General features: G+C 68.5%; 9 protein-coding genes. 7 read left to right on the forward strand and 2 right to left on the reverse strand.

What is annotated here, in order from left to right:
• Nucleotides 1-68: 68 nt before the first annotated feature.
• A complete protein-coding gene (locus B7K20_RS00535; protein WP_144018446.1) occupies nucleotides 69-3,686 on the reverse strand; it encodes a hypothetical protein in 3,618 nt (1,205 codons plus the stop codon).
• Between the two features lie 383 nt (nucleotides 3,687-4,069).
• On the opposite strand from B7K20_RS00535, the gene B7K20_RS00540 reads away from it, so the two are divergent.
• From B7K20_RS00540 to B7K20_RS00555, 4 genes are read left to right on the forward strand one after another with little or no spacing between them, the layout of a single operon-like run.
• On the forward strand, nucleotides 4,070-6,946 hold the full coding sequence (locus B7K20_RS00540) for an FAD-binding and (Fe-S)-binding domain-containing protein (protein WP_084099561.1): 2,877 nt from the start codon (nucleotides 4,070-4,072) through the stop codon (nucleotides 6,944-6,946).
• Nucleotides 6,943-7,503, forward strand: a complete 561-nt coding sequence (locus B7K20_RS00545) for a hypothetical protein (RefSeq protein ID WP_084099562.1) — start codon at nucleotides 6,943-6,945, stop codon at nucleotides 7,501-7,503. The genes B7K20_RS00540 and B7K20_RS00545 overlap by 4 nt, the downstream gene beginning before the upstream one ends.
• 44 nt (nucleotides 7,504-7,547) lie before the next feature.
• Nucleotides 7,548-8,045, forward strand: a complete 498-nt coding sequence (locus B7K20_RS00550; protein WP_159449270.1) for a CAP domain-containing protein — start codon at nucleotides 7,548-7,550, stop codon at nucleotides 8,043-8,045.
• Between the two features lie 5 nt (nucleotides 8,046-8,050).
• Nucleotides 8,051-8,521: a CAP domain-containing protein gene (locus B7K20_RS00555; RefSeq protein ID WP_159449271.1), complete on the forward strand. Its 471-nt coding sequence runs from the start codon at nucleotides 8,051-8,053 to the stop codon at nucleotides 8,519-8,521.
• A 22-nt stretch (nucleotides 8,522-8,543) separates the two neighbouring features.
• Here the strand turns inward: B7K20_RS00555 and B7K20_RS00560 are convergent, their stop codons facing one another.
• The gene (locus B7K20_RS00560) at nucleotides 8,544-9,080 is read right to left on the reverse strand and encodes a hypothetical protein (protein WP_084099565.1); all 537 of its coding nucleotides are present in this window, start codon (nucleotides 9,078-9,080) and stop codon (nucleotides 8,544-8,546) included.
• A 60-nt stretch (nucleotides 9,081-9,140) separates the two neighbouring features.
• On the opposite strand from B7K20_RS00560, the gene B7K20_RS00565 reads away from it, so the two are divergent.
• The 3 genes from B7K20_RS00565 (at nucleotide 9,141) to B7K20_RS12795 (ending at nucleotide 12,164) form a co-directional block, all read left to right on the forward strand.
• Nucleotides 9,141-10,913 (forward strand): DUF4012 domain-containing protein, encoded by a 1,773-nt coding sequence (locus B7K20_RS00565; RefSeq protein WP_084099566.1) that lies wholly within the window; start codon nucleotides 9,141-9,143, stop codon nucleotides 10,911-10,913.
• Nucleotides 10,914-10,959: 46 nt separating this feature from the next.
• Nucleotides 10,960-11,481 carry an LPXTG cell wall anchor domain-containing protein gene (locus B7K20_RS00570; RefSeq protein WP_084099567.1) on the forward strand — a complete coding sequence of 174 codons (522 nt, stop codon included), beginning with the start codon at nucleotides 10,960-10,962 and terminating at the stop codon, nucleotides 11,479-11,481.
• 167 nt (nucleotides 11,482-11,648) lie between these two features.
• A complete protein-coding gene (locus B7K20_RS12795; protein WP_144018448.1) occupies nucleotides 11,649-12,164 on the forward strand; it encodes a hypothetical protein in 516 nt (171 codons plus the stop codon).

The following is a 12,164-nucleotide window of genomic DNA, read 5'->3' on the forward strand; positions in this document are numbered from 1 at the left end:
GGGCCCCCTCCCGCGAGGCTGAGGCTCGCGGGAGGGGGCCCTCCGGCTGACAGATGCAGGGGTGCGTGTCAGCCGGTGTACGTGACGCTCGCGACGCGAACAGCCACGGGCTTGGGGGCGTCGGCGACCTTGGTCGGCGTGGCCGGCGTGAGCGGCGGGGCGTCGAGCACCACGGTGGTGGTGGTCGGCGGGTTGGCCGAGCACGTCGGGGTGGCCGGCGGGTAGTTCACCGTCACCGTGGTCTCGGGGTTGACCTGGACCAGGATCTGAACGCCGTCACGCGTCCAACCGAAGTTGTCCTGGGGGTCGTCCACCGGGAGCCACTCGCCGTCCTCGTCTTGGACCCAGCCGGGCCAGTCCGTGGCGACGAAGGTGTCACCGTTGGTCGGGTCGATCTGGTCCTCGGTGTAGCCCGCCGCGGGTGCGACGGCCGCTCCGGGCCAGAGGATCCGGCCTTCGCCCAGCGGGTAGGTGCCCGGCAGGGTGTAGTCTTCGCCGTCGGGGTTGACGAAGGTGATGGTGGCCATCGGCTCCTCACCCTCCTCGACTCCCTCGAGCGGCTGGTCATCGGGGTTGTTGACCACGATGTTGTAGGACAGCCACGGGGCATCGGCCACACAGGTGCCGCCGATGAAGGACCCGGTCAGCGTGGGCTCCGCGGGCTCCTCACAGCCGCCGGCGAACATGCCATCCACCCACAGCTGGTCGGTCTCGGAGTTGAACATCGACTCCATGATGGTGAGGGGAGACCACTCGCCATCCGCCTCGGAGCAGATTTGGATGGGCGTGCACTCCAGGCCGTTGACCCACTCGATGGCGCCCGCGGGGGCCTCGCCGTAGTAGGTCACCATCTGGGCAGCCCCGTCGGTGTACTCGCAGACCTCGATCACGGGAGGCTCACAGTCGCCCGCGGCGGCGGGGTAGGTGACGCCGGTGATCTCGGTCTCCGGGTTCAGCTGGACCGTCACGGTCGCGCCGTCACGGGTCCATCCGTAGTTGTCGGTGCCCACGTTCTGCAGCAGGCCGTCGATGTAGTCCCAGCCGGGCCACGCGGTGGGGTTGCCCTCACCGTCGGTACCGAAGCCGGGCCACGCGATCTGGCCGGACCACAGCGGGTAGTCCGCCAGGTCGATGGCCACGGTGGTGGACCAGGGCTCGAAGCCCTCCTTCGAGAACGTGATGGTGATCTCGGTGAGGTCGCTCGCCTCGTTGGGCAGCTGGGCGGCCGGGTCGTTGAGGTCGACCATCCAGTTGATCAGCGGCGCGCCCTCGGAGCAGATGGCCTCGACGTACGAGCTGTCGATGTCGAAGCAGTCCTCGTCGGGCTCGTCGATGGTGAACTCGTACGTGAACAGCGCGTAGGGGTTGATCTCGACGAGCGTGGGCTGGGCGAAGCCGGACGCCTGGAACGTCGGGACCGACATTCCTGTGATCCGGTAGGTGCCCGGCATGAGGTCGGCCTCGCTGATGTCGACCTCATCTTCCGGCATGAACGGACCGTAGGTGCCGATCAGCTCATTGCTGCCCTCGCCCAGCTTGACCAGGCGGAATGTGATGGGGCTCTGGAAGGAGCCGATCACGGCCTGGTAGTCGAAGCCGCCGAACTCGGGGTTGAGGCAGGTCAGGTCGGTGTGCGTTCCACCGGCGCTGGGCGTGACGGGGGTGGCGCAGTCGTTGGCCCAGTACTCGAGCCAGGCCTCCCAGCCGGATTCACCCTCGAACGCCTCGGGCCAGTTCTTGCCGTCGTAGCTGATGGTGTACCCGTTCTTCTCGACGCTGAACGGCGGGATGATGTCGGCATCATGCGTGCCGTTGTCGGTGCCGTGACCGTTGTCGAAGTCGAACTCCCACTGCGAGCCGTTGAAGATCGCGTTGAAGGAAATCTCGATGTTGTTGAACGGGTTCTGGTCGGACTCGGTCGCGTGGCAGATCTTCACCTTGTCGGAGACGTCGAAGCAGTCGCGGGCGTCGCCGGTCCACTCCGTGTACTCCTTGGGGAGGTCCTCCTCGTAGTAGTCCTGGCCGTACCAGCCGCCCTCGCCCTCTTCACAGATGGTGACCACGGGGCCGCAGTACTTGGCGTCGACCGCAGTGTCGATGGCGGGGTCGCCCTCCCACAGCGTGGCGTACTCGTATCCGCCGTTGCCGTCGGGGAGGCAGTACTCGTCGTTGGTGAGCTCGCAGCCGGCGGGGACAGGGGCCTGCTCGGAGTAGTTCTCCCACAGGACGTAGTGGTCCCAGTCCTGGGAGGCAGGGTCGGTCGCGGCGGGCAGCGAAGCGTGGGAAGCCTCACCGGTCTCCGTGTCGAACACGCAGTAGTCCACCGGCGGTGGCTCGCACTCGCCCGAGTTCTCGATCTTGATGATCCAGTGGACCATCTCGGGGGTCCAGATGGCGTCATCGGCGGGCTTGCCACCGTTGGGCCACGTCAGGAGCTTGGTGCTGCGCAGGTTGTCGAGGACCCCCTGGTCCGACGTGCCGTCGATCCGGTAGCGGTCCAGCTGGATCCACTGGTCCACGGCACAGACCGGCACTCCACAGTCGCCGTTGTCCAGTAGGGCCTCCTTGCTGACGCCCTCGGCCAGCCACTTCTGCGGGAAGTTCGCCTGGGTGACGACGGCCTGGTAGCCCTCGACCAGCCTGTCGACGCCCTGGTCGACCTTCCAGCAGACGTAGACGTAGTAGTAGCAGTCGGTGGTGGAGCCGCGCTTGAACTTCAGCTCGTAGCCCATCTCCTCGATGGCCGCGATCTCGTTCTCCGTGAAGTTCTCACACACGGGCGGCGGGGGAGTCTCGCACTTCTTCGGGTCGACGGCGGTGTAGCCCACCTCGTCGTCGTACACGGAGACCTTCTCGAAGCCGCCGTTGCCGTCGGCCACGCAGATCTTGATCATCTGTGGGGTGCAGTCAGACTCGTCGACCTGGTCGCGAGGAAGGCCGCCCTCGGCAACCTGGACGATGTCCGCGAAGTCATTTTCGGCGTCCCACTCACACACGTACATGGGGTCGGGTGTGGGCTGGCCGCAGTCGAAGTTAGGCCAGATGTCGAGCTCGTTGACCTGGATGAAGGTGATCCGGAAGTACTCCCAGTTCAGCGTGGCCCACTTCGCGGTGTCCCGGAAGTTCACCGTGTAGGTCTTCTGCCCGTATCCCGGGGTGTTGACGTCCCAGTGCCAGGAGATGGACTCCTCGGGGCCAAAGGGCTTGCCGTCATCGTCCAGCTGCTGGACCTTGAAGTTGATGTGCTGGCCATCGAAGGCGTACGGCCAGGTGGCGGTGATGGTGCCGTCGCAGTAGTACTCGACGGTGGGCTTGCCCTGCGGCACGTAATGCACCATGTAGTGCGACACGTCCTTGCCGGACGAGTGCGTGATGGTGACCGTCTTGGCCGGCGGGTCGACGTTCTTGATCTCCGGGCCGTACCCATTGTTCACTGACGCGGACTTCACGCAGTACTTGTCGATCATCTTGCCGTCGGGAGCGGTGACTTCTACCGACTTCTTGTCACCGCTGACGTCGACCTTCGCCGACCAGCCGTCACCCGAGACGATGTCCGTACAGACTTTGACCGTGTCGTCCGTCTCGGTGGCGAGCGCCGGCAGTGATGCCGTCGTCAGTCCGATCATCGCGAGCGCGGCCGCCACGACGGCCGCCACCCACATGTGGAAATGTGTCCTCAGCTTCATTGCATCCTCCTTTGCCACGGCTGGCGCCCCCCAGAGCGCCCCTCAGCGCCGTGACACTTACAGATGACGCTAGTGACATTTGTCACACGGTCAACTTGAGAGCGTGACTGATGTGACTGATGTGACGCCAGAGCGATCGTGTGACAAAAGTCACATTGTTATCGGCGCGGAAAGCGCGATGCTCTCAAAACCGGGACCAAGGGCCTACGTCCTGAGACGGTCCCGATCGTCGTCCCCCACCCGACAGCGCGAACCGGAACGGCCCACGACACGCCGTGAATCGCCCCCGCAGCGCCCCGTGTCCCAGGCCCGCCGGCCCGCGATCCGGTTCAAACCGACGAAGACGCGCCGGAGGAGCCCAGGCCCAGTGGAACAATGGCGCCGTGACGATCGCCCCGGAGAGCACCGACCTGGCCGCACACCTGCGCGCGCGCGTGGACGGGGAGGTCGACGACAGCCCCCGGCGCCGCGCCGAGTACTCGACCGACGCCTCCAACTACCGCGTCCCGCCCCAGGTGGTCGTCTTCCCGCGCGACGCCGACGACCTCGAGGCCGCCCTCGCCGCCGCCCGGGACATCAACGCCCCCGTCACCATGCGCGGCGGCGGCACGTCCGTCGCCGGCAACTCCATCGGCCCCGGCGTGGTCATCGACACCAGCCGCCACATGAACCGGCTGCTCGGTCTCGACCCCGAGGCCCGCACGGCCCGCGTCCAGCCCGGCCTCGTCCTGAGTGAGCTCCAGAAAGAAGCAGCACCGCACGGCCTGAGGTTCGGCCCCGACCCCTCCACCACCAACCGCGCCACGCTGGGCGGCCTCATCGGCAACAACGCGTGCGGCCCCCACGCCGTCGCCCACGGCAAGACCAGCGACAACGTCCACGAGCTCCAGGTCGTCACCGGCGACGGCCGCCGCCTCACCGCCGGGCGCAAGGGCACCGCCGCGATCGACGGCCTGGATGAGCTGGTCCGCGCGAACCTCGCGCTGATCCGCACCGAGTTCGGCCGGTTCGAGCGCCAGGTCAGCGGCTACTCGCTCCAGCACCTGCTACCCGAGTTGGGCGGCGACCTGGCCCGTTTCCTGGTCGGCACCGAGGGCACGCTCGCCACCACGCTCGAGGCCACCGTGCGCCTGGTCCCCATCGCCCCCGTGCGCCTCACGGTCGCCTTCGGCTACGAGGACATGCCCCAAGCGGCCGATGCCGTGGTTCCCATCATGGCTCACTCGCCTCACGCGGTGGAGGGCTTGGATGCCCGGCTCATCGCCCGTATCCGGGCCGCCAAGGGCGACCAGGCCATCCCGGCGCTGCCGCCGGGAGCCGGCTGGCTGTTCGTCGAGGTGGGCGCCGACACCGAAGACGAGGCGCGCGAGATCCTGGCCAAGATCACGGCCGATGCGGGCACCAGCTCCGTGCGCGTCCTCGAGGACCCCGCCGAGGCCGCACGCCTGTGGGCCATCCGCGCCGACGGCGCCGGGCTCGCGGGCCGCAGCGTGGACAACAAGGAGTGCTGGCCCGGCTGGGAGGACGCCGCCGTCCCGCCCGAGAACCTCGGCCGCTATTTGCGCGAGTTCGACGTACTCATGGACCACCACGGGGTGATGGGACAGCCGTTCGGCCACTTTGGCGACGGCTGCATCCACGTGCGCCTGGACATCCCGCTCCAGGACGACGGCCGCCCCTTGCGTGCCTTCATGGAGGACGCCGCCGCGCTCGTGGCGCGCCACGGCGGGTCGCTCAGCGGCGAGCACGGCGACGGCCGCGCCCGCGGCGAGCTGCTCCACACCATGTACAGCCCCGAAGCCATCCAGCTGTTCGGCGACATCAAGCGCCTCTTCGACCCGCAAGGCCACCTCAACCCCGGCGTGGTGGTCGACCCCGCCCCGCTTGACCGGGACCTGCGCCGCCCCGCCGCCAAGCCCACCCCCAAGCACACGGGCCTCGCCTTCGCGCACGACCACGGCGACCTCACCGAGGCTGTCCACCGCTGCACGGGCGTAGGCAAGTGCCGGGCCGATGCCATCGGCGGCGGCTCCGGCTTCATGTGCCCCAGCTACACGGCGACCAAGGACGAGAAGGACGTCACGCGCGGGCGCGCGCGCGTGCTGCAGGACGCGATCAACGGCACGCTCATCGGGGGGCTGAAGGCCCCCGAGGTGCGCGAGTCGCTCGACCTGTGCCTCAGTTGCAAGGCCTGCTCCTCGGACTGCCCGAGCGGCGTGGACATGGCCGCCTATAAGGCGGAGGTGCTCCACCGCACCTACAAGAACCGTCTCCGCCCCGTCGCGCATTACTCCATTGGGTGGCTTCCGCGCTGGCTCAAGGCGATCGGCATCGCGCCCGGCCTCATCAACGCGGCGCTGAAGCCCCGCTGGATCCAGAAGACCGCGGTGAGCCTCGCCGGCATGGACAGCAGGCGCACCCTTCCGACCTTCTCGACCACGCCGTTTAGGAAGTCCGCCGTCGCGAAGGCGCACCGCAGCGGTAAGCCGGCCACGGCATCGGCCGCAGGAAATCGGGTGGTCTTGTGGGCGGATAGCTTCACGGACGGCCTGGACGCGCAGATCCCCGCCGCGATCGTGGCGGTGCTGGAGGACGCCGGGTTCGAGGTCATCGTGCCCCAGGCCAGCGCCTGCTGCGGCGTCACGTGGATCTCGACGGGGCAGCTGGACGGGGCCCGCCGTCGCCTCGAGGACCTGCTCCAGGTGCTGGGCCCGTACGCCGTCAACGGCATTCCCATTATTGGCGTCGAGCCCAGCTGCACCGCGACCCTGCGCGGCGACCTCACGGAATTGCTGCCCGACGACCCTCGCGCTCACGCGGTCGCTCGCGGTACGTTCTCCCTTGCCGAGGTGCTCACGGGGAGGGCACCCGCACAGCCACGTGAGGGGTGGAGCGTGCCACGACTGGATGACGTGACCGCGGTGGTACAGCCGCACTGCCATCAGTATTCGGTGACCGGCTTTGCCGCTGACCGTGAGCTGCTCAAGGCCGCCGGCGCGAGCGTGAACGAGACCGCCGGATGCTGCGGTCTGGCCGGCAACTGGGGCACGGAGAAGGGCCACTACGACACGTCGGTCGCAGTCGCCGAGAACTCGCTGCTCCCGACCCTGCGCCAAGCCCCCGAGGACGCGATCTACCTGGCCGACGGCGTCAGCTGCCGCACCCAGGCCGAGGACCTCGCGGGCACCCGAGGGATGCACCTGGCGGAGCTGCTGGCCGAGCGCATCGGCGCCCGGGTCGACGCCGAGGCCCAGGCATGACCCTCAAGCGCCTGGTAGGCTGGATCTTCTGGCTCGCGCTCTTGGCGGCCGTCATCGCCGCGGCCGGCTGGAAGGTCTACGTCACCCCCGACGTGGACGCGGCCCCCGAGCAGTCGGACGTCGCCTACGTGATCGGCCCGCCCACGGACGCGCGCATGCAGGTCGCGCTCGAGCTGCTCCAATCCGGCAGCGCCGACTCCCTCATGGTGTCGCTGGACCCCGACGAGACCGAGTGGTCGCTGGCCCAGGCCGCGTGCGCCGGGGCTGGCGACTTTGCCCGCTACCGGGTGCTGTGCGATATGCCCGACCCGTTCACCACGCGCGGCGAGGCGCAGTGGCTCGAGTCCGAGGTCACGGCCCACGAGTGGGACAGCGCCTCCGTCATCACCTTCACCCCGCACATCGAGCGCGCCCAGATGTACATGGAGCGCTGCTTTGACGGCGAGCTGTCGATGATCGACTCGGGCGAGGACCTTGCGCTGTGGGACTGGGCCTACCAGTACGCGTATCAAACCGGCGCATTCATGAAGGCCGGGCTCACCTACGAGCAGTGCTGACCGGCGGGCACCGCCCCGCCACGCGCGCCCCGTACCCTAGGGGCGTGTTCCGCCGCCTCGCCATCGCGCCCGTCGCCGCCCTGACGCTGGCCCTCGCCGCCTGCGCGCCCTCCTCCGAGGCCGTCGACCTCCCGGACGCCACGGCCTTCGAGAACCAGATCCTCGAGCAGGTGAACGTGCTGCGCTTCGACCAAAACGTGGACCGCCTGGACGTGAGCGAGTGCCTCGCCGACCACGCGCGCGAGCGTGCCGTGGGTCTCCTGGGCGCCGTGGAGGCCCCCACCGAGGACCTGCCGGCCGACTGCGGCGACTACGACTACGCGGGCGAGAACGTCTCCCGCTCGGACCAGACCGCGACCGAGGTGGTCGACACCTGGGCCGCCGAGGCTACCCAGGCCCCCAACCTGGTCGACGAGCAGTTCGAGATCGCTGGCGTGGGCTGCGTGCCCGTCGCGGCCGCGGACAACACCCGCGTGGCCGAGGACGGCGAGGGCGTGGCCGGCATGGCCTGTTCCATCATCTTCCAGGGGTATAGCGAGTGAGGCCTGTGCGGCGGCTGGCGCCCGTACTCGGGCTCGCCCTGGCAACGGCAGCCCTCGCGGGCTGCAGTGCTGACGCACCGGTCGACCTTCCGGATCCGGACACCTACGCGCAGGCGCTGTTCGATGAGACCAATGTGGTGCGCGCCGAGAACGATCTGGAGCCCTTGGTCTGGGACGACTGCCTGGCGTCCGAGGCCACCGAGCGTGCCGACGCGGTCAAGGACGACGAGAAGTTGACCCACGCGACGCTCACCGCGCAATGCACCGACGGGGAGCTGGCGGGGGAGAACCTCATCCGCATGGACGTCGAGCCTGACGCGGCGGTCGCAGCGTGGATGGACTCGCCCAGCCACGCGGCCAACATCCTCACGCCCGGCTATCACTATCTCGGCGTGGGCTGCGTACCGGCCGCCGAGGCGCTCGCGTGCTCGTGGGTGGCCGAGGGCGACCCCGGCGAAGGTTCCGCGATCTCCTAGCCCCCTTTTCTTGGGGAGACTCCTAGCCCCTGATCCACGCGGCGATGGCCTTGACGCCGGCCTCGACGATAGAGAACGACTCGTCGTAGGCGGCTTGGTCGCGCCGGTACGGGTCGGGCACGTCGGCGATCGCCATGCCGGCCAGCTCGGGCCGGAAGGCGGCGATCGCGGCGGGCATGTCCGCGAGCCGCTCGGCGGGCGTATCGCCCTCTAGCTCGGCGCCGGCACGAGCGGCATGCACCAGCTCGTCGAACAGCAGCGTGCGCCGGAGCGCCCCCGGGTTCTCCTGGACAATCTCGCGCCGGTGCTCGTGCGTCATCGCGACGATGACGTCGGCGGAGGTCAACTCCGCCGTGAGCTGCCGGGCCTGGTGCCCGCGCCCGTCGATCCCCGCGCCGTCCAGGCAGATCAGCATCTCTGCCGGGATGCCGTGCGCCACCATGGCGCTCACGCCGGCGCTGCCCACGGTCGCGAGATCGCCCAGGTACTCTTTCAGCAGCAATTCCGCGGCAGGGGAGCGGCAGATGTTGCCGGTGCACACGGTCAGGATGCTTGTCATGTCTGGTCCCCTCAGTCCCGTCCGCGCCCCCGACTCTCAACGCGTAGGAGCGAGCGAACAGTGCCCACCGTAGCGGCCCATGCCGGCACCAAGCCAGCACCCCGTTGGCCCTGGTTGGTCCTCACGCTCGTCGTGTTGGCCCTGGTACCCGTGGGGCTCTTCGCGTGGGACGGGTACAAGCTGCTCACTTCCGTCGACGAGCTCGAGTCCTCTGCAGCAGCCGCGCAGCAGGCCGTCACCGATCGCGACGCGACGGCGCTCACCGCCGAGGTCGCGGATCTGCAGGTGGCGGCGTCCACCTTCGCCGCACATTCGTCAGGCTGGCACTGGGTTCTCGCCGCGCACATGCCGTGGGTGAGCGACCAGACCGTGCCGCTCCAGCAGGTGGGCGCCTCGATCAGCGTGATCGCTGACGACGCCCTGGGCCCCCTCGCGGACATGGGTAACCTCTCCGCGCTGGAGGCGCCCCCCATCCAGGATGGCCGCATCAATCCGTACTTCTTGGAGGAGTTCCGCGCGCCCCTCGCGCAGGCCTCTCAGGTCCTCGACGAGCAGACCGCAGCGCTCGAGTCCGTCGACATGACCGGCACCATCTCGCAGATCGCCGGACCCTACGAGGGCATGCAGGACGACCTCGGCCAGATGGGCGGGCTGGTCTACTCGGCCCACGTGGCTGCGGAGCTGCTCCCCACGATGCTCGGAGGCGAGGAGCCTCGTACCTACGCCCTGATGGTCCAGAACAACGCCGAGCCCCGAGCCTCCGGGGGCATCCCCGGCGCCGTGCTCGAGCTCACGGTGGATGACGGCCGCATTAGTCTCGGGCAGTACATCGCCGCCTCGGCGATGAGTGATCCCCAGAACCCCGTCGCGCCACTGACTGAGGACGAGGAGCGCATCTACTCCATCAAGATGGCGCAGTATGCCCAGAACGTGAACTTCACCCCCGCGTACCCGCGCGCGGCGCAGGTCATGTCGGCTTTCTGGGAGCGCGAGACCGGCGAGACCGTGGATGGCGTGCTGTCTATCGACCCCGTCGCGATGGGCTTCATGCTGGAAGGGATGGAGCCGGTGACCATCGACGATGTGGAGATCACGAGCGACAACCTCGCCCAGGTGCTTCTTTCGGACGTGTACTGGAAGTACCCGGACCCGCAGCAGTCGGACGCGTTCTTTGCGCTCGCGGCCCGCGAACTCTTCGGCCAGCTTCTCGGTGGCGGCACGGACGTGATGGGCGGCGTGGAGGCCGCTATTGACCAGCGCCGATTCCTGGCGTGGTCGGCCGATGCCTCGGAGCAGCAACTCCTCGCCACCGTCCCCCTCGCGGGAAACCTGGTGAGCGACGGCGACGTGATGGGTGTCTATCTCAACGACGCCAACGGGGCCAAGATTGGCTACTACCTCGACCAGTCCATCGCGGTCACCAACGTGTGCACCAATGGTCAGGTGGCGGGCCAGACGCTCGCGTTCACCTTCACGCATACCTACGACGGTGATATTGAGGAATTGCCAGACTACGTTTCCGGCGGCGGCAATTTCGTCGAAGAAGGACAATTCGTCGCGAATGCGCACTTTTATCCACCGGCCGGCTCCGCCGTGACTGGCGTGGAGCAGGACGGCGAGGCCGCCCTGTATAGCCCCGACACCCACGACGGGCGCGCCATGCTGACGCTCCGGGTCGATCTCGGCCCTGGTGAAAGCACTACTGTGAAGTTCGAGACCGCGCTCGCCGAGCCTCAGCCGGACGCGCCTGAGGTCGCCTGGACGCCGTTGTCTCGAGTGGCGAATGTTACAGATGTGAAAACTTTGAGCGGGGGTACCACAAATCCCTGCTAGCCTGTCCGTGACTTTAAACCTGAACCATGTCTCACTGGGGGACCTCATGATTCGCAAGACCGCTGCCGCGCTCATCGCCGGTGTCGCCCTCGCCCTCGCGCCGACCGCCGCGATGGCGTACGTGCCCACCCCGACTGGTGGCTCGACCGCCACGCTCGCCCCCGGCGGAAGTGCTGTGTTCTCGTTCAACGGCTTCGAGCCCGGTGAGAACGTGCTGTTCACGCTCGAGGGCGAGGGCGTTGGCCCCGGCAACCTGGCCGGCACCACCTCGGTGACCAAGGAGGCCGACGCCGATGGCGCCGCAGCCGCGACCGTGACGCTGCCTGAGGACGCCACTGGCACCTATGTGCTCTCGGCCGAGGGTGAGGCCAGTGGCGACGCTGGCGACATCACCATCGACTCGGGCGTCTCGGCCTCCGCCGGTGGCACCGGTTCGTCCGCCTCGGGTGGCGCGCTTCCCGGCACCGGTCCTGCCGACAACACCGCGCTCGTCGCGGGCGCCGCGGTCCTGCTCGTTGCGGGTGCCGGCGCAGTGGTCGTCGCCTCGCGCCGCCGCACGGACGCCTAAGTTCTCCAGCGTTTTCCACGACGGGCCTCGCACCTCATGGTGCGGGGCCCGTCGTCGCTTGTGCGCAGACATTGTCACAGCGGCGCCCTGGGATTGGGATTCGGCGCAATCCGGATGTTAAGGTCACGCGGGCGCGGGACCTTCTCGCCGCCAGTCTGGAGCACCCGTTGATCCGTCGTTCCCTCGCCACCTGCGCCCTCACAGCGACGCTCGTCGCGACACCCGCAGCAGCGATGGCCTCTGGTTCCTACCCTCCCTCTGAGGACGCGCTGACGGTCACCTCACAGCAGGTCGCACCCGGTGGAACCGTGCAGGTGTCGGTGGGTGGGCCCGCGGGTAGCGAAGCCCAGGTTCAAGTGACCAGTTCGGGCGAGGACGCCAGTATTGCCGGGACGGTGACGTCCGCAGTTAAGGTGATTGAAGCGGACACCACGCCCGCGCAGTTCACCGTCACGGTCCCGACTGCGAGCGGCACCATTGGCGTCACGGCCCTGCTCGACGGCATAGCCGTCGACACCGCGACCATCACCGTGGTGACAGAGGCGGCAGCACAGCAGGCGGAGGATGACGCGCTGAGCCTCACAGGCCCCGAGGTCGCCGGTATTGCCGTGGCGGCCGTTGCGCTCCTCGGGGGCGGTGCTGCGATCGCGATCGTCGCACGGCGCCGCCGCGAGGACGACTGA

Source organism: Demequina sp. NBRC 110051, from assembly GCF_002090055.1.
Taxonomy (GTDB): domain Bacteria; phylum Actinomycetota; class Actinomycetes; order Actinomycetales; family Demequinaceae; genus Demequina.